We start from the raw sequence: 17,564 nt of genomic DNA on the forward strand, positions 1-17,564 counted from the left end.
ATTGAGGCCCGATTACTTCATTAAGTATTCTTTTTACCCCACATCGCTTTTGAGGCGAAATAAAAGATCTTATTGGAATGGCACTACATGGAAAAAACACTGAAATAGGCGACTGGGAAGACTACGCAACTGCCCTGATTGCCGGAAAAATGGGCTCCGGTCGCTCACCGGAAGGAGAGTCCTCCTCTCTGTATTCCCTGATTCGCTTTTGGCGATTATTATTCATTATGAGTCTGGTGATTGTCAGCTATACTCTAATCACCATCATTTATGAATCGGCCTCTGGTAAAAGCCTCATCGGACTTTTTTACAGACTCTTGGAGATGACACCCGAAGAGCCCTTTGCTGTTCTCAATCCAGGAGAACTCGAAAGTTGGAAGACCTTTTACAGCGGGTATGGGGGTATGGTTCAATGGATCGCAGGCTCCTTAGCACTTGCCCATTTTTGGATTGGTAATATGATTCGCTCTTCTTTTGGAACGGTTTCGCGTACCTGGCGTTTTATGAAATCCCATGCCGGAGACCTAAGTGAACAAGCACTTTCGGTTCCTGAAGCTTCCCAGATCGAAAAAGAAATTATGCTAAGCACCTCCTTCCGAGGATTCTGGAAGAAAAAAGCAAACGGCTTCCCCCTTTCTCCTTTTGGATTGCGCCTCCTTATGACGCTTTTGTTTTCGGCCGTTTATGCAGGTCTAGCTTATATTGGGCTATTGACTAACCCCTTAATACAGGCGGGACTCTAAACAAAAAAACCCCTGCAACTGCAGAGGTTTCTTGTACCTTGGGTGGGAATCGAACCCACACTCCCGAAAGAACTGGATTTTGAATCCAGCGCGTCTACCAATTCCGCCACCAAGGCTCGGGTAAATCCATTTTTTCTGAAATGGATGGCAAAGCTAAAAAAATATTCTAAAAGACAAGGTGCAAAAACTCTTCTTTATCCTTTTCTGGGCAAAATAATTGGTTAAATTTGCACCTCCTTAAAATTCACGCGCTTAGCAGCGAGATCAAAGAACGAGAAGATGCCTTATCAAGTACCGGAACCAAAAATTTTGCATGTACCCAGAGTCAAGCTTTGGGAGCAAAAATCGCTGCAGCCTATGGAACGGATTTAGGCAACATTCGCTTTTCTCGTTACAGCGACGGAGAATTTCAGCCTTCTTTTGAAGAGTCCATTCGGGGAGCCCGTATTTTCATTATCGGCTCCACCAATCCGAGTTCTGAAAATCTGATGGAAATGCTGTTGATGTTGGACGCCGCCAAGCGTGCATCTGCTCGTCACATTACCGCTGTGATGCCCTACTTCGGGTGGGCACGTCAGGACCGGAAGGACAAACCCCGTGTTCCAATTGCTGCCAAGTTGATTGCCAAAATGCTGGAAACGGCTGGTGCTACGCGTATCATCACCATGGATCTACACGCGGACCAAATTCAAGGCTTTTTTGAGAAACCGGTGGATCATTTGTTCGCTTCAACCCTTTTTCTGCCTTATGTAGAGAACCTGAAGCTGGACAATTTGTGCATCGCCTCTCCTGATATGGGAGGGTCCAAAAGGGCTTATGCCTATTCCAAAGCCTTGGAATGCGATGTAGTGATTTGCTACAAACAGCGCGAAAAGGCCAATGTGGTGACCCACATGGAACTCATCGGAGAGGTAAAAGGAAAAAACGTCATTCTGGTTGACGATATGGTGGATACGGCGGGCACGCTGACCAAAGCGGCTGATTTGATGATGGAGCGCGGAGCGGAAAGCGTACGTGCCATAACAACACACGGTTTATTAAGTGGGAGTGCCTACGATCGAATCGAAAAATCCCAACTCAAGGAGTTGATCATTACCGATTCCATCCCGACCACCCAAACCAGTAATAAAATCAAGATTTTGAGTTGTGCAGATTTATTTGCCGATGTGATGAACCGCGTTCACCACAACACCTCAATTTCGTCCAAATTTGTACTTTAATTCTTATACATAAAATGAAATCAATTACTATCAAAGGATCCCAAAGAGAAAGCGTGGGCAAGGCTTCAACCAAAGCCCTACGTAATGCTGGAAAGGTCCCTTGCGTACTGTACGGAGGGGAAGCACCAGTTCACTTTTCATCTGAAGAGTTGTCTTTCAAAAATCTCGTGTACACTCCAAATGCGCACACGGTATTGATTGAACTAGAGAATGGAGAATCTTACCAAGCGGTTTTGCAAGACATTCAATTCCACCCGGTAACCGATCGCATTCTGCACATCGACTTCTTCCAGTTGTTCAAAGACAAGCCAATCACCATGAATATTCCTGTTCGTTTGGAAGGAAATTCTCCTGGTGTTCGTAACGGTGGACGTCTATTGCGCCGTAAGCGTAAATTGGCCATTAAGGCGCTTCCGGATTTGTTGCCTGACGAAATCGTCATTGACATCTCCAAGCTACGTATCGGAGGAACTATTTCTGTTGACTCTCTACGTGTTGACGACTACACTATCATGCACCCAGACAACCAGGCCATCGTTCAGGTTAAAACCTCTAGAACGGCCGTTGCTGACGCGGATGATGATGAAGATGAAGAAGGAGAAGCACCAGCTGCTGAAGGCGCAGAAGCTCCTGCCGCTGCTGCTGAAGAGTAAATCGATCTTCAAACCTTATAATCAAAAGCACTCTGGGTTCCCAGGGTGCTTTTGTAGTTTTACACTATGAAAAAGTTTTTGGTTGTTGGTCTGGGGAATATCGGAGAAGAATACCGAGGAACCCGCCACAATATTGGTTTTGAAATCCTGGATCACCTGGCAGAAAAAGAAGAGTTCCAATTCAGCTTAGATCGCCTGGGTGATGTTGGTCAATTCAAATACAAAGGGCGCACGGCGATTTGCCTTAAACCTTCCACCTATATGAATTTGAGTGGGAAGGCGGTTTTGTATTGGCTGCAAAAAGAGAACATCCCCTTAGAGAATTTATTAATCCTCACTGACGACCTCAACTTGCCTTTCGGCAGTCTTCGTTTAAAAACAAAAGGGTCTGATGGCGGACACAACGGTTTGAAAGACATTCAAAAAATGCTTAATACGGGCTCTTACCCTCGACTGCGCTTTGGAGTAGGCAGTGATTACTCTCGCGGGCAGCAGGTCGACTTTGTACTCGGTCGATGGAACGAGGAAGAAGCCGAGGCACTTCCGGAACGGCTAAATCGCTGTTCCGAACTCATTCGTTCCTTCCTGTTCGCCGGTCCCAAAAACACCATGAACAAGTTCAACAATACGTAGACTCTACTGAACTCGGAAGCCCTGAATCGGTGATTCAGCACGATTCCCTTGGCGGTCAATGGCAATAATCTGCCAGTGGTAAAGACCTCCGGAAAGTACCGCCACAGGAAACTCGGAAATTCCGGCCGACTGGGTATTGACGACCGTTGTTGGAGGATTGCTTTCAGAAAAGCGCACTTCGAATTCCCAAAGATCGCCGTCGACATCCCCGCTGGTTGTCCAATCCAAAAGGACTTGCCCATTGGTATCGGCACTGACCGTTGCACCCGAAGCCGGCGTTGCAAGTGAGGGCGGAAAGGGTGCATATTCCGTTTCTGAACCTGCATTGTAAAAGGCCCAGGTCGGACTGGTAGCCGTTTCTTCCGTATCGGTATTGCTCGCTGTGACATTCCAGGAATAAGGAACCCCTTTTTGCAAGGTGACCGGAGCTGTTGTCGAGGTCGTATTGATCACCTGTAGGTTCAAGTTCGTATTCAGATTGCGGATGCGCAAGGCATAGGCGGTGGCATTATCGGCGGCCTGCCATTGAAAAGTCACCTGACTGGTCGTAGCGCTTTGATCTACCCCCGTTGTACATTCAGAACTTTCCTGAGGAAAGGTCAACAAAGGTGCACTTGGAGGGGGTGGCGGCCCACTGCTCTTTGAACAAGCATTTAGTCCAATAAATAAAACGAGAAGTATTCCCGCAGCTAGAGGGTGTGTATATTTTTTCATCATGGCTTGATGATTTTTACAGTTTTGGTATAGAATGGTGCTTCTAGTGTCAAGAAATAGATTCCGCTGCTTAATTCAGCGGTTGGGTACTGAAGGAGACCCGCTTCTGCCTGAAGGGTTCGATCGACGAGTAATTGCCCACTCAGGGTGTAGAGTCTGGTCCTCAATTTCGTCAGGTTCTGCGGAAGGTAGATCATCCCAATAGCGCCGACCGGGTTGGGAGCCACAGTGGCTTCCTGTCCGATGACAATGGTCTTTGCGAACTCCCCTTGGCAGCTCTTATCGGTTTTTACCTTCAGTACATTTATACCCTCCTCTAAAGACAGTCGGATGGAACTGGCCTGGGTGGTTTGTACGTTTCCGTTGAGGGAAATCTCGTACTCCTCGGCCCCACTCATTTCGAGTACCACCTGAGAAAGTGCTGCTTCAATTTGAGATTGTACTTGCAAGACATCGGGCTGAGTAACCTCAAGGTCAAAACATACCTGCTCGTAGGTATTCCCTCCGTCCATTCCATCTATACAGAGTCTATACGTGCCTGCACTTAAGTTTTCAAAGGTGTTGGCCGCGCTGAGATCAAGGCTTTGATTTACACCGTCCCCGGTTAGGGTAGCATTTAAATCAAAAGCGGCTACGGTGGCATTGACTACAACACGAATCAATCCGTCATTGGAAGAACGACAAGACTCGGAATTCACTTCAATTTGGAAAGCGTTATCCGCGAAACGGTAAACAGCACATCCGTTGATATCGACTTCCTGGCCAGGGGGAGTTCCCAAACAGAGATCGTCCCCATCATCGAACACCCCATCGCCGTCAGCATCAGGTCGAAAATCGCCTTCCACACAGTATTCTAGGCTTACCGCCTCAATACTACCTCCATCCGCGTTGGCCGTGTCTTCGACTTCAAGAACCCAAACACCCTGAGAACTTTCTCCAGCAAATGCACTTAAGGCTCCTTGTGGTAAAATATTCCCAGAAACCACTGGAGCTACTCCGCCACAAGAAAGACCGGTGCCTTCATCGGTAAAGAGGGCATCAATATCTTGTCCCCCGCCACAACTCTGCGAGAGCAGGGTTACGGTGGTACCGGAAGGAGATCTCAAACGCAAGACCAGATCACCAACAAAGGTGTGGGTAATTAGCACCCGCACCGTCACCGATGAGATCGGCAGGTTCTGGGTCACTGGAATTTGAATTTCTTCTGTCGATGGCGCTCCACTTGAAATAGAGACCGGTAAGGTATCAACGACCACCGTATCACAACTGATGGTTGCTGTTGTAAAGGTTCGTACGGTACTGTATGCACCTGCTCCACAAGCACTGGTTCCTCTAACTCTCCAGTAATACTGTGTACCACCAACCAATCCTTCAGGACTGATGGTTTCGAAGGAAGTGGTTCCCTGATCAATAATTGAGCTAAAGCCCGCATCGGTGGCGATTTGCCACTCGTAACTATCTACTCCGCTTATTGCTGTCCAATTCAGGGCTGTTCCAATCGACACTGCGGTTGCGTTGGCTGCCGGACTTTGCAATTCTACCGCTCCAGGAGCACTGTCCAAAAGAACCAGATTTAAATCAACACTGTAAGACTCTCCGCCTCCGTCGGCCATTAAGGTTAGGGTATAGGATCCTGCAGGCACCGCATTCAGGTTCGAAAGCTCCAAATTCAATGCGGTATCTGTTGCCGAAACGGTCGGCTGAGAAAAGCTGGCAGTCACCCCACTGGGGACGGTCGCGCTCAGGGTCATGGTCTCAGAAAATCCTCCATAAGCCTCATAGGTAAATGGAATATCCAAGGTACTGTCCTGGCAACCGGCAAGTTCCAAAGACTCCACATTCAAAAGGGCAGCCGTTTCTGTCACCGTAATATCGGTGCTGTTGACCGCCAAGAAAATCTGGTTTTGAGGACGAACCATCAGGCGTCCTTGGGTAGTGGCATTTCCAGGAATTTGAATTTGGGCTTCTCCATCATTCAGGAGACCGGAAGCGACAAGAATCGGAAAACTCACGCCTTGGTCGGCAGAGAAGTAAACGTCCACTTTGGTCGCACTGATACTCCCTTGTTCGGTTCCCCCAGTGTCCCACTGCAAAGTTTGAATACTCCCCGCAGCATAAGTCGGCGAATCACCTTGGGAGGTAACCTGAAAAGGAGTATAACTGTCTAAAACTTCTATACGGATCTGATCGGCGTCAACCTGCCCTCCACCGGCGGCATTGTCGCGTACGGTCAAGGCAAAATTGTACGCTCTCGCCACATTCGCCAGAGTTTCCCAAGCCGATCCATTGGTCGGCCCACTTTGAGTGAGGTCTCCCGAAACAATACGGCTCAAGCGCGGAAAGTAACGGTAAGGCTCCACCGTCGGGGGTAAGGATCGGAAACTCGCACCATTGGTGTTATTCGGTCCAAAAATGGAGTTGGTCACGACCCCGTTATCGATCTGTTCCCAGCAATAGGTCAACTGATCTCCTGCGTCCGGATCAGAAGCAACTCCCTCCAAAACAAAGGGAGTACCGACCGGAATTTGATAGTCCGGTTGCTCGGTAATAACAGGAGGTTGATTGCTAATGGCCGTTTCGGTCCCACAAGTCGTGGTCCCCAAATAGGTGGTCATTTGTAAAATACTGTTGTAGTGGTAGTAATCATCCCCAGAAGAAGCCACGTCATTGGCTCCGGTAATTCCGGCATACCCCATGATGGTGGTACCGGATCCCGGTTCAGCCTGAACTCCGGTTCCTTCTGTCTGGAAGGACCAGGTGTGGTTGGCCCCAAATTGGTGCCCCAATTCGTGCGCCACATAGTCCAAATCGTATCGATCTCCTTCCGGTGTCAGCGCCGAAGAAAAGGCCGCACCTTTAATTCCATTTTGACATACTGTTCCAATCCCACCGGCATTTCCGTTGTCGTTATCTCGGTGAAAGAGGTGTCCCACGTCGTAGGCAGCTTCTCCGATTCGCGTGGTCAAGGCATTTTGTACCTCGGCGTTCAGGTTGTTGCTGTAGGGATCCGAAGTACTGTTGGTGAAAATGAGTTGATCGTTGTTGGCGATGAGCTCCAAGCGAACTCCCATATCGGTTTCCAAGACCTCATTGATCCGAGAAACCGTGGTATTGATAGCCGCCAAAGCCCCTTCAACCGTTCCTCCGTGAAAAGAGGCGTACTCTCCGGTGGTTGATACCGCGAAGCGATAGGTTCTCAGGGTCTGGTCATCCACCAGCTGTGGGGGCAATTCACTGGGGTCTCGTTCCGGAGTTTTACACTCAAAGTTCTTCTCTTCTTTATGACTGCCTCGGGCATACAAGCGATACTGCTCTCCCTCCTTCTCTAAAAAAGCGTCCTTTTCGCCCTGCTGACGAATCATCAAGGCCAACTTATTGGGACTGATCGTTAGACGAATACGGGTTTTGCCGTCCTCAGAAAATCCGACCAACGATCGGATCTGGGGGTATTTGGCCTGTAGGTCAGGATGCATCACCGATCGCTCCTCCATTTGAAAAGCGCGAATCTTTCCTTGGGCATCCGGAAACCACAGTAGGGTTTTGCTTTTCGAAGACGAGGCTACCGCATTTTGAAAAGCTTCCTGATTCAACGTAAAGAGCTGGATAACTTCCCCTGACTTAAAACCATCACTTTTGGAAGTGGTGAGCTGGTGTTGCCAATAATCCTGTTGACTCCAAAGCGAAAAGGAGGTCAGGAATATGGAAAATGATAAAACAAGGCGTAATTTAGCTTTCACTCGATTAATGTTTAGTGACCTTAAAATAGTCCATTTATTTCATTCAGTTGGAGACCCTTCCCAGTATTAACCATTACAAATCAAAAATCCCTACCGTTTTAACGATAGGAACCTTCGATGGCGTACATATCGGGCACCAAAAAATTCTGGAACGCCTTCTGGAGGAAGCCCAAAAAAGACAGCTGAATTCACTGGTTTTGACCTTCTTTCCGCACCCCCGACGAGTACTTCAGAAAGATAGCGACCTGCAGTGGCTCACTACCCTGGAAGAAAAAAAGCAAATTCTGGACCGAATGGGGCTCGATGTTTTGGTTGTTCAACCCTTTACCGAAGAGTTCTCTCGCCTTAGCCCGAAAGAGTACATTGAACAAGTGCTCGTCAAGGCACTGATGGTGCAAAAAATCATCATCGGATACGACCACCGCTTTGGCCGAAATCGCAAAGCAGACATCACCGATTTGATTCGCTTCGGAAAGGAATTTGGTTTTGAGGTCGAACAAATTGCCGCCCAGGACATTGAAGAAGTGGCCGTGAGCAGCACCAAAATTCGGCGGGCTTTAAGTGAAGGAGCTATTGATACGGCGCACAAGTACCTCGGCTACCCTTACCTGTTGACCGGAACCGTTGTCAAAGGGAAAGGAATTGGCAAGACGCTGGGATTCCCGACCGCCAATGTCGAGCTCTCCGAAGAAGGCAAACTGGTGCCCGGAAACGGAGTTTATGTCATCCAATTTGAATTTGAAAAGAAGTCCGGCTTTGGCATGATGAACATCGGTACCAACCCTACTCTTTTAGGGGAGTCCCAAAAAATCGAAATCCATCTTTTTAATATAGACGAAAACCTCTACGGTAAATCCCTCCAGGTGGGGCTCTTGCACCGTTTGCGAGATGAACAGAAATTCCGATCTTTAGACGAATTGCAGGCCCAATTAGAACGGGACCGGCAAGAGGCCTTAAACTATATCAAAAACAGAGGAGATGAAACGCTGGCTCTTTGAGAGAACGGATAATATCACCCTGGTACTCTTTCGGATTTTCTACGGCTTTTTAATGGCAGCCGAAAGCTTTGGAGCCCTAAGCACCGGCTGGGTTAGAAGAACCCTTATCGAACCTCAATTCACTTTTAATTTTATTGGATTCGACTGGCTGCAGCCTCTTCCTGGATGGGGAATGTATGCCTATTTCGCCTTGATGGGTATCGCCGGCCTCTGTATCATGGTGGGGTATCGGTACCGCCTGGCCACCTTCAGCTTCGCTATTCTGTGGACAGGAGTATACCTGATGCAAAAGACCTCCTACAACAACCACTATTACCTGATGGTTCTTTTAGGTTTCATCATGGCCTTTTTACCGGCTAATCGGGACCTCTCTGTCGATGCTCACCGCAATCCAGCCCTGCGTCGTCAAGACATGTCCCGGGGTATTTTAGTCTTGATTATCGCTCAGTTGGCCATCGTATACACCTATGCTTCCGTCGCTAAACTCTATGCCGATTGGCTGGATTTTAGCTTCTTGAAATTACTGATGGAAAGCAAGAAAGACCTACCTGTCATCGGGGAATTCCTGCAGCAAGAGTGGGTGCATACCGCTATGGGAGTCTTCGGGCTTGTCTTTGATGGTCTGGTGATCTGGGCCCTGCTCTACAAGCCGACTCGAAAAATCGCCTTTGGCCTATCGATCTTTTTTCACCTCTTCAATAGCTATGTTTTTCAGATTGGGATTTTCCCTTACCTCTCCCTGGCATTCTGTGTTTTCTTTTTTCCTGCCGAAGAATTGAGGATTTGGTTTCACTTAGCCCGCACCGAAGAACTTGCGGAAGGAACTGCTGAGATTCCAAAGCACAGCCAATGGTCCTTGCCGCTCATTGGGGTATACCTGGTTATTCAATTCTTACTTCCCCTGAGGCATTTTACCATTAAAGAGCCTGTCATTTGGACGGAGGAAGGGCATCGGATGAGTTGGCGAATGATGCTGCGAAGCCGCAACGGTCATATTTCTTTTCGCGTTAAGGATAAGAACACGGGGGAGATGGCCTTGGTGAAGCTTGAAGACTACCTCACCCGCAAACAGATACGGAAGGTGGCCACTTATCCGGATTTTGCCTGGCAGTTTGCCCAACGTCTTAAAAGAGAATACGAAGCCAAAGGCCTGGAGGTCGAAATCTATGCCCAGGGCCGGGTGAGTATTAACCGAAATACCCCCTACCCTCTTATTGATCCCGAGGTGGATTTGGCCCAGGCCAAGTGGGATTATTTCTTTCACAACGAATGGATCTTGCCCTATCCCGAAATCGAGGTGGAAAATGCCTCGGAATAACGTAATTTTACCGGCTTAAAACGCATACCGCTATGCTTACGCTTCACCGTATTCGCGAAGAAAAAGACAAACTCGTTCAGGCTTTAGGCAAAAGACAGCTCGAAGCTGGACCTCTTTTGGACAAGGTAATCGGTTTGGATGAAAGCCGCCGAGCTTTACAGACTGAGCTGGATGCCACCCTGGCCGAGGCCAATAAACTTTCCAAAGAAATTGGGCAGTTATTCAAATCCGGTGAAGTAGAAAAAGCCAATACACTCAAGGCGCAAACGGCGGATCTAAAAGAAAAATCCAAGGAATTGGGCGAACAGCTGCAGACGGCAGAAAGCCAATTGCAAGAGGAACTATACCAGCTGCCTAACGCACCGCACAGCAGTGTTCCGGCCGGAAACTCCGAGGAAGATAACGAGGAAGTTTTTCAAAAAGGAGAAGTTCCTGAACTACACGGAGAAGCCTTACCCCATTGGGAATTGGCCAAGAAATACGACCTCATCGATTTTGAACTCGGCGTAAAGGTAACCGGGGCAGGATTCCCGGTGTACAAAGGCAAGGGAGCCCGTCTTCAACGCGGACTGATCAATTATTTTCTGGACCGCAACACCGCTGCCGGATATACCGAAATCCAACCCCCTCACCTGGTTAACGAGGCCTCAGGCTTGGGTACCGGGCAGCTTCCGGATAAAGAAGGTCAAATGTACCATGTGACTGCAGACGATTTGTACTTGATCCCGACAGCGGAAGTTCCCATCACCAATATTCTAAGAGGGGAACTATTGCAAGAAAGCGAATTGCCTATCGCCTACACCGGCTACACCCCTTGCTTTCGTCGAGAGGCTGGAAGTTATGGAGCGCACGTCCGCGGATTGAACCGCCTCCATCAGTTTGACAAGGTTGAGCTGGTTCGCGTAGAGCGAACAGAAGATTCTTATGCCGCCTTAGACGGCATGGTGGAGCACGTAAAGGGACTCTTGGAAGAACTGCAATTGCCTTACCGCATTCTTCGCCTTTGCGGAGGAGACTTGGGCTTTACCTCTGCCCTCACTTACGATTTTGAGGTGTATTCAACGGCACAAGAGCGCTGGTTAGAAATCTCCTCCGTTTCTAATTTTGAGGATTTCCAATCCAACCGCCTAAAACTGCGTTATAAGTCAGCAGATGGCAAAAAACAGTTGGCTCACACCTTGAACGGAAGTTCCTTGGCCCTGCCTCGTGTTGTCGCCGCTTTGCTTGAAAACTTCCAAAAAGAAGACGGTATCGAATTACCCGAGGTATTGCATTCTTACTGCGGATTCTCCAAAATCGATTAAGGCGGATCGCTATCGAAGATTTCGGCTTTTAGCAGGAAGTTAACGGCATATTCAAGTGAGTCATCGTAATTTACACCTATGCTAAAGACAGGGTCATTTAAAAAGCGAAGGACAGCCCAATGGGTAATGGTCTTGCTTTTTACCATGGCGTTCTCTTGCAGCTCTGCGCTCTGGGGTCAGCAGGAACTCCTGGCCAAACGGTACCTGGAAGACGGAGAGTACGAAAAGGCCCTCGTCTATTTTATTAAACTCAGCGAAAAAAATCCTTACCGCATGGAATATGCGGAGGCCACGGTCAAGTGTTACCAGCAATTGGAACGCTATGCGGAAGCCGAGCAGTTTTTGCTGAAAAAGATGGAGTCCAAAACCACCTTTCCGACCTTTTATATTGAGTTGGGTTACACCTATGTTCTGGCGGGACAACCTGAAAAGGCTCCGCCCATGTACCAAAAAGCCATTGACGCCATTGAACTCAACCCCAATATGGGATACAGCATAGGGTACCGCTTTCAGCGCTACGCTCTTCTGGACGAAGCCATCGCGGCTTTCAACAAGGCCCTGGAACTCAAACCACAACTCAATTACGGGATTCAACTGGCTCGTGTGTATGGCGAAAAAGGCGACATTCAAAAAATGTTTGAGGCTTATCTGGATCTCATTGAAGAAGGCAAAACTTCTTCTTCCAGAGCCATGCGAAGTATTGATGATTTTCTGGAAGATCGGGCCGACGCCCCCAACAATATTCTTTTTCGAAAAAGTCTTTTGCTTCGTGCACAAAAAAGACCCAACCTCGTTTGGAATGAGCTCCTCAGCGGACTCTTCGTCCGACAAGGTCAGTTCAAGCTGGCCTTTGCTCAGGAGAAAGCCTTGCTAAAACGCCTGCAGGACGGACAGATGGATCGCCTGTTTGGCCTGGGGGATCTGGCCGATAAAGAAGGAGATCGCAAGACCGCTAAGGCCTGTTACACCTTTATTGAGGAGACAACTCAACAGCCACAATACAAACTCAGGGCTTCCTTGAGTCTCTTGAATTTAGAAAGGGCAGAAACCGGACCCAATGGCTACGACAAAATAGAAAAACAGTACCGCGAACTACTCGCGATTTATCCGCCTCGGGACCAGACCATGGGGCTGTATTTGGCCTACTACCGTTTTTTGACGTTCCAACAGAACAAGGCGAAAGAAAGCAGCCAACAACTCAAGGAACTTCTGGATGGCAACCTCAGTCCCCGATCAAAAGCACAGCTCAAAATGCTTTTGGGAGACGTATTGGTCTACGATCAAAAATTCAACCAAGCACTGGTCTACTTTTCGCAAATTCAACAAGAGCTCAAAAACGATGTCATTGCCCAAAAGGCACGGTTCCAGGTTGCGCGAACCAGTTTTTTCAAGGGTGATTTTGACTGGGCTTTAACCCAACTCAAAGTCCTCCGAAACTCGAGTACTCAACTTATCGCGAACGATGCCATGCAATTGAGCCTAACAATTTCGGACAACAACTGGGGGGACTCTACCCAGGTGGCACTGAAGAAATACGCTCGTGCGGATCTACTTTCCTATCAAGAAAAAAGAACAGAGGCCATTGCCGAATTACAAGACCTGCTAGACAACCACAAAGGCTCTCAGATCGAAGATGACGCCTTGTTTCTGCAAGCGCAATTGCTGCAAAAAGAGGGCAAGTACGAAGAAGCCCTGTGGAACTATCAACGCCTGTTGGAATTCTATCCTTACGGTATCTGGACCGATGACACCCTATACGAGAGAGGTCTGCTTTACGAGACTAAACTCCAGCAGACCGAAAAAGCCATGGAGTCATACGAAATCCTGATTTACGATCACCAGGACAGCTATTTCTTTCCTTTGGCGCGTAAGCGTTTCCGCAAATTAAGGGGAGATCAAATTCAATAAACATGCTGATTTACAACGTTACCATCAATATTGACGAATCCGTCCACGACGCTTGGCTCGGTTGGATGCGCGACACCCACATTCCCGATATGCTGGGTACAGGAAAATTTACCAAAGCCAAAATGAGTCGGGTTTTAGTCGAAGAAGAAATGGGTGGACTCACCTATTCCGTACAGTACAGCTGTCGGGATCAAGCCACTTTGGAACGCTATTATGCAGAGGATGCCGACAGCATGCGAGCCGATGGAATGTCTCGTTTTGCCAATAAATTCGTAGCCTTCCGAACAGAATTGGAAGTGATCAGCGAACAAGAAGCCTGATTCATGAAAAAAGAACGGCGCCCCCGTCCCTCCGAAGATGTACAACCCAAAAAACACCTGGGTCAACACTTCCTCAAAGACGAGAATATAGCATTTAAAATAGCCGAAACCCTTTCTCTGGAGGGCTACAACAAGGTTCTGGAAATCGGACCGGGGACCGGCGTTTTGACCAAGCATCTTTTGGAGCGTCCCTTGCAGTTATGGGCCATGGATGTCGATACTGAATCCATCGCTTACCTCCGCGAAAATTACGAGGCCCAAGCCATTCAGGACCTTTCCAAAAAAGCCCCTTTGACTGTAGTTGAAGCCGACTTTCTCAAGACCCCCCTAGAGAAGTACTTCGGGGAAGAGCCCTTTGGTATTACCGGTAATTTCCCCTACAATATTTCGACCCAAATCGTCTTTCGCCTTTTGGACTATCGCCATCAGATTCCGGAATTTTCGGGTATGTTCCAAAAAGAAGTGGCCAAACGCATCTGTGAAAAACCGGGCAGTAAGGCTTACGGGATTCTTTCGGTTTTGGTGCAGGCCTTTTACGAGACCGAATACCTTTTTACTGTGCACCCCCAAGTGTTTGACCCCCCACCTAAAGTGCAATCCGGAGTAATTCGCCTGGTGCGAAAAGAGCAGCAAGAACTTCCTTGTTCGGCCTCCCTCTTCTTTGGTGTGGTCAAGCGCGCTTTTAATCAGCGTAGAAAAACCCTGCGAAACAGCTTAAAATCCTATGCCTTGAGCCCGGGTCTGAAAGAAGATAGTATCTTTGATCGGCGACCGGAACAGCTCTCCGTTGAGGAGTTCATCCAACTCAGCAGCCGCATAGAAAATGACACCGTTTAAGCTAACAGACGAGCTTCTCGATCAGATCCAGCTCCTTATTGAAGCTGGGAAGGATTCGGACCTGCAGGAAAGCATGCAGGAATACCACTATGCGGATATCGCAGAGATCACCAACGAACTCGATACCGAACAGGCCACCTACCTCATCAAGCTGCTCGACAGCGAAAAGACCTCCGATGTTCTTACCGAGCTGGACGAAGATGTGCGGGAGGCCATTTTAAATCAGCTTACACCAAAAGAAATTGCCGAAGAAATCGCGGAGCTCGACTCGGATGATGCCGCGGATATTCTCGGTGAACTTCCCGCTGACCAGGTTCAAGGGGTCATCTCCAATATCGAAGACAAGGAGCATGTCAAAGACATTGTTGAACTCCTTCGGTATGACGAAGATTCTGCTGGGGGACTCATGGCAAAGGAACTCGTCAAAGTCAACGAAAACTGGACCGTCCTGACTTGCGTTAAAGAAATGCGGGAGCAGGCCAAAAATGTCACCCGCGTTCACTCCATCTATGTGGTAGACGATGAAGAAATACTCAAAGGCCGGCTTTCTTTAAAGGACCTTCTGACCACCTCCACCCGCACCGACATCAAGGATGTATACATCCCCAAGGTCGATTATGTACGCGTGAATGAAAAGCCAGAAGAAGTGGCCAAAATCATGTCCAAATACGACTTGGAAGCCATTCCAGTCGTGGACGAAATTGGCCGCCTGGTGGGACGCATTACCATTGATGATATCGTCGATGTTATTCGGGAAGAAGCCGATAAGGATTACCAAATGGCTGCGGGTATCTCGCAAGACGTAGAGGCCGATGACAGCATCTGGGAATTGACAAGAGCTCGTTTACCCTGGCTCATTTTAGGGCTTATTGGCGGATTGGGAGCTGCGGCCATCATGGGAGGGTTTGAAGAAATGATCACCAAGCATGCCGTCCTTTTCTACTTTTCGCCCCTTATTGCGGCCATGGCCGGAAATGTTGGGGTTCAATCCAGTGCGATTGTCGTTCAGGGTCTGGCCAACGACGACCTCAAGGGCAGTATCAGTGATCGTCTCTGGAAAGAAATGCTTTTGGCCTTATTCAATGGCCTCATCCTCGCCGTAATCCTCTTGTTGTTTACCTGGTTTTGGAAGGGAAGTTTTGAAACGGCCTTAGCCATCTCGATTTCTCTGGTGGTGGTGATCATTGTTGCCGGATTGGTCGGAACGTTTACTCCTTTATTCTTGGACCGTCGCGGCATTGATCCCGCTATTGCCACGGGACCCTTTATCACTACCAGCAACGACATCTTTGGGATCTTGATTTATTTTACCATCGCCCGCTGGATTCTGGGCATTTAAGTCAACAAACATGAAGGTACTCCACCTGGACAACAACCACCCTTCCCTGATGCAGGGATTGGCGGCCTTGGGTTATACCAACGAGGAAGACTACACCAGTTCTCGAAAAGAAATCCTCCAAAAAATTGGGGATTATCAGGGGCTTATAATCCGCAGTAGAACGCCGATTGACAAGGAGTTTTTGGACCACGCCACCTCCCTTCGTTTTATCGGACGTGTCGGTGCGGGAATGGAAAACATCGATATTCCATACGCTGAATCCAAGAATATTTTTTTGGCCTCTGCTCCTGAAGGAAACCGCAACGCGGTTGGAGAGCACGCATGGGAATGCTGCTCGCACTTATGAACAAGCTTCGGATTGCACACGAATCTGTGGTCGAGGGCCACTGGCTTCGGGAAGAGCACCGAGGAACCGAAATAGAAGGCAAAACAGTAGGCATCATCGGCTATGGAAATATGGGAAAGGCCTTTGCCCGTAAGCTAAAGGGGTTTGACTGTGAAGTCCTCTGCTACGACCTACTCCCCGATCTCGGAGACGAAAACGCCCGCCAGGTCACCTTGGAGGAGCTCCAGCAAAAAGCCCATATTCTCAGCCTGCACACGCCGCAAACGGCAATTACCCGAGGCATGGTTAATCGCGATTTTTTAAACGCCTTTCAACATCCCATTTGGCTGATCAACACCGCTCGTGGAAGTGCTGTGGTTTCTGCTGATTTAGTGGAAGCCTTAAAGTCTGGTCAGGTTTTGGGTGCGGGATTGGATGTACTCGAATACGAAAAAGCCTCTTTTGAGAATCTGTTTGAAGTCAGTCAGAAACCGGAAGCCCTGGCCTTTTTGCTTTCGGCTCCCCATGTTTTGCTCAGCCCTCATGTCGCCGGATGGACCCTCGAAAGTCATCAGAAACTGGCCCAAACCATCGTCGACAAGATCAAAGAACATTTTTCATACCTTTAGAGGAACCCCAATTAATGAACAAAGCCATATGCGTATCCAAGCCGATACCGTAGACCAGTACATCGAAAAACTCCCAGTCGAAAGACGCAAATCCATTTCGCGCATCCGGGAAGTCCTTCAAAAAAATCTGTCTTCCGATTTTAAGGAATGCCTCAGTTATGGGATGATTGGCTATGTGGTGCCTCACGAGGTTTATCCCGACGGCTACCATTGCGATCCTAAGCTGCCCTTGCCTTTTATCAACCTGGCCTCTCAAAAAAATTACATCGCCCTGTACCACATGGGGGTATATGCACAGGAAGACCTGCTGAAGTGGTTTCAGAATGAATACACGTCTCGCGTTCCCCATAAATTGGATATGGGAAAAAGCTGTATCCGCTTCAAAAAAATAGACCAGATCCCTATGGACCTCATTGGAGAATTGGCTCAAAAGATGGATGCCAAGCAGTGGATTGCCCTCTATGAAAAAAGCCGTAAAAAATGAAAAAACGCGTAACAGGCCTCGGGGGTTTTTTCTTCAAAACCTCCCAACCGGATCATCTAAAGCAGTGGTATAAAGAGCGTCTTGGCATCCCCACAGACAATTACGGCTGGTCCTTTTGGTGGAAAGATGCCGAAGGCAATGACGGGTTGACCCAGTGGAGCCCTATGAAGGACGATACCGATTATTTTGAGCCGAGCGAAAGCTCCTTTATGATGAACTTTCGGGTCGAAAACCTGGACGAACTATTGGCCGCCCTAAAAGAAGAAGGCGTTACCGTAATGGAAAAAACCGAAGAATACGACTACGGTAAATTTGGTTGGATTTTGGATCCGGACGGAAACAAAATAGAACTTTGGGAACCCAAAGACGAAGCCTTTAAAGAAGAGTAATCAATCATAAACC

General features: G+C 48.3%; 15 protein-coding genes, 1 tRNA gene and 1 pseudogene. 14 read left to right on the top strand and 3 right to left on the bottom strand.

All coding sequences use genetic code 11. The features are described 5' to 3' along the window. Window positions 1-77 precede the first annotated feature (77 nt). The gene (locus BST99_RS09980) at window positions 78-743 is read left to right on the top strand and encodes a hypothetical protein (RefSeq protein ID WP_105001674.1); all 666 of its coding nucleotides are present in this window, start codon (window positions 78-80) and stop codon (window positions 741-743) included. 34 nt (window positions 744-777) lie between these two features. On the opposite strand, the gene BST99_RS09985 is transcribed toward BST99_RS09980, so the two are convergent. Continuing rightward, window positions 778-859 (bottom strand) — tRNA-Leu (locus tag BST99_RS09985). A gap of 147 nt (window positions 860-1,006) precedes the next feature. Between BST99_RS09985 and BST99_RS09990 the strand changes: the two genes are divergently transcribed. From BST99_RS09990 to pth, 3 genes are all read left to right on the top strand, one after another. Further along, window positions 1,007-1,963, top strand: a complete 957-nt coding sequence (locus tag BST99_RS09990) for a ribose-phosphate pyrophosphokinase (RefSeq protein ID WP_105002490.1) — start codon at window positions 1,007-1,009, stop codon at window positions 1,961-1,963. Between the two features lie 14 nt (window positions 1,964-1,977). Beyond that, the gene (locus BST99_RS09995; protein ID WP_105001675.1) at window positions 1,978-2,616 is read left to right on the top strand and encodes a 50S ribosomal protein L25/general stress protein Ctc; all 639 of its coding nucleotides are present in this window, start codon (window positions 1,978-1,980) and stop codon (window positions 2,614-2,616) included. A gap of 66 nt (window positions 2,617-2,682) precedes the next feature. After that, window positions 2,683-3,249, top strand: a complete 567-nt coding sequence (gene pth, locus BST99_RS10000) for an aminoacyl-tRNA hydrolase (protein ID WP_105001676.1) — start codon at window positions 2,683-2,685, stop codon at window positions 3,247-3,249. A 3-nt stretch (window positions 3,250-3,252) separates the two neighbouring features. Here pth and BST99_RS10005 read toward each other — a convergent pair whose 3' ends face one another. Continuing rightward, window positions 3,253-3,966 carry a hypothetical protein gene (locus BST99_RS10005; RefSeq protein WP_146106269.1) on the bottom strand — a complete coding sequence of 238 codons (714 nt, stop codon included), beginning with the start codon at window positions 3,964-3,966 and terminating at the stop codon, window positions 3,253-3,255. Further along, on the bottom strand, window positions 3,963-7,700 hold the full coding sequence (locus BST99_RS10010) for a reprolysin-like metallopeptidase (RefSeq protein ID WP_105001678.1): 3,738 nt from the start codon (window positions 7,698-7,700) through the stop codon (window positions 3,963-3,965). The genes BST99_RS10005 and BST99_RS10010 overlap by 4 nt, the downstream gene beginning before the upstream one ends. A gap of 47 nt (window positions 7,701-7,747) precedes the next feature. On the opposite strand from BST99_RS10010, the gene BST99_RS10015 reads away from it, so the two are divergent. The 10 genes and pseudogenes from BST99_RS10015 to BST99_RS10060 all read left to right on the top strand — a co-directional run bounded on the left by BST99_RS10015 (window position 7,748) and on the right by BST99_RS10060 (window position 17,551). Then, window positions 7,748-8,698, top strand: coding sequence for a bifunctional riboflavin kinase/FAD synthetase (locus BST99_RS10015; RefSeq protein ID WP_105001679.1), 951 nt, complete (start codon window positions 7,748-7,750; stop codon window positions 8,696-8,698). After that, entirely contained in the window at window positions 8,679-10,016 is a 1,338-nt protein-coding gene (locus tag BST99_RS10020) for an HTTM domain-containing protein (protein WP_105001680.1), read from the top strand. The genes BST99_RS10015 and BST99_RS10020 overlap by 20 nt, the downstream gene beginning before the upstream one ends. 32 nt (window positions 10,017-10,048) lie before the next feature. Next, on the top strand, window positions 10,049-11,320 hold the full coding sequence (gene serS, locus BST99_RS10025; RefSeq protein ID WP_105001681.1) for a serine--tRNA ligase: 1,272 nt from the start codon (window positions 10,049-10,051) through the stop codon (window positions 11,318-11,320). A 78-nt stretch (window positions 11,321-11,398) separates the two neighbouring features. After that, window positions 11,399-13,228, top strand: coding sequence for a tetratricopeptide repeat protein (locus BST99_RS10030; protein ID WP_245916233.1), 1,830 nt, complete (start codon window positions 11,399-11,401; stop codon window positions 13,226-13,228). Between the two features lie 2 nt (window positions 13,229-13,230). After that, a complete protein-coding gene (locus tag BST99_RS10035; RefSeq protein ID WP_105001683.1) occupies window positions 13,231-13,548 on the top strand; it encodes a DUF4286 family protein in 318 nt (105 codons plus the stop codon). 3 nt (window positions 13,549-13,551) lie between these two features. After that, window positions 13,552-14,385 (top strand): 16S rRNA (adenine(1518)-N(6)/adenine(1519)-N(6))-dimethyltransferase RsmA, encoded by an 834-nt coding sequence (rsmA, locus tag BST99_RS10040; RefSeq protein ID WP_105001684.1) that lies wholly within the window; start codon window positions 13,552-13,554, stop codon window positions 14,383-14,385. Next, window positions 14,372-15,724: a magnesium transporter gene (gene mgtE / locus BST99_RS10045; protein ID WP_105001685.1), complete on the top strand. Its 1,353-nt coding sequence runs from the start codon at window positions 14,372-14,374 to the stop codon at window positions 15,722-15,724. The genes rsmA and mgtE overlap by 14 nt, the downstream gene beginning before the upstream one ends. 10 nt (window positions 15,725-15,734) lie before the next feature. Beyond that, a pseudogene (locus tag BST99_RS10050) lies at window positions 15,735-16,678 on the top strand (2-hydroxyacid dehydrogenase). A 28-nt stretch (window positions 16,679-16,706) separates the two neighbouring features. Continuing rightward, entirely contained in the window at window positions 16,707-17,162 is a 456-nt protein-coding gene (locus BST99_RS10055) for a DUF1801 domain-containing protein (RefSeq protein WP_105001686.1), read from the top strand. Beyond that, on the top strand, window positions 17,159-17,551 hold the full coding sequence (locus tag BST99_RS10060; protein ID WP_105001687.1) for a VOC family protein: 393 nt from the start codon (window positions 17,159-17,161) through the stop codon (window positions 17,549-17,551). The genes BST99_RS10055 and BST99_RS10060 overlap by 4 nt, the downstream gene beginning before the upstream one ends. The last annotated feature ends 13 nt before the right edge of the window (window positions 17,552-17,564 follow it).

It is taken from the genome of Aureicoccus marinus, assembly GCF_002954325.1.
GTDB classification, from domain to species: domain Bacteria; phylum Bacteroidota; class Bacteroidia; order Flavobacteriales; family Flavobacteriaceae; genus Aureicoccus; species Aureicoccus marinus.

Bases quoted from the DNA above. Each gene is read 5' to 3' on its own strand.
- BST99_RS09980 (WP_105001674.1), top strand. From the start codon at position 78: ATGGCACTACATGGAAAAAACACTGAAATAGGCGACTGGGAAGACTAC.
- BST99_RS09995 (WP_105001675.1), top strand. From the start codon at position 1,978: ATGAAATCAATTACTATCAAAGGATCCCAAAGAGAAAGCGTGGGCAAG.
- pth (WP_105001676.1), top strand. From the start codon at position 2,683: ATGAAAAAGTTTTTGGTTGTTGGTCTGGGGAATATCGGAGAAGAATAC.
- BST99_RS10005 (WP_146106269.1), bottom strand. From the start codon at position 3,966: ATGATGAAAAAATATACACACCCTCTAGCTGCGGGAATACTTCTCGTT.
- BST99_RS10020 (WP_105001680.1), top strand. From the start codon at position 8,679: ATGAAACGCTGGCTCTTTGAGAGAACGGATAATATCACCCTGGTACTC.
- serS (WP_105001681.1), top strand. From the start codon at position 10,049: ATGCTTACGCTTCACCGTATTCGCGAAGAAAAAGACAAACTCGTTCAG.
- BST99_RS10030 (WP_245916233.1), top strand. From the start codon at position 11,399: ATGCTAAAGACAGGGTCATTTAAAAAGCGAAGGACAGCCCAATGGGTA.
- BST99_RS10035 (WP_105001683.1), top strand. From the start codon at position 13,231: ATGCTGATTTACAACGTTACCATCAATATTGACGAATCCGTCCACGAC.
- rsmA (WP_105001684.1), top strand. From the start codon at position 13,552: ATGAAAAAAGAACGGCGCCCCCGTCCCTCCGAAGATGTACAACCCAAA.
- mgtE (WP_105001685.1), top strand. From the start codon at position 14,372: ATGACACCGTTTAAGCTAACAGACGAGCTTCTCGATCAGATCCAGCTC.
- BST99_RS10055 (WP_105001686.1), top strand. From the start codon at position 16,707: ATGCGTATCCAAGCCGATACCGTAGACCAGTACATCGAAAAACTCCCA.
- BST99_RS10060 (WP_105001687.1), top strand. From the start codon at position 17,159: ATGAAAAAACGCGTAACAGGCCTCGGGGGTTTTTTCTTCAAAACCTCC.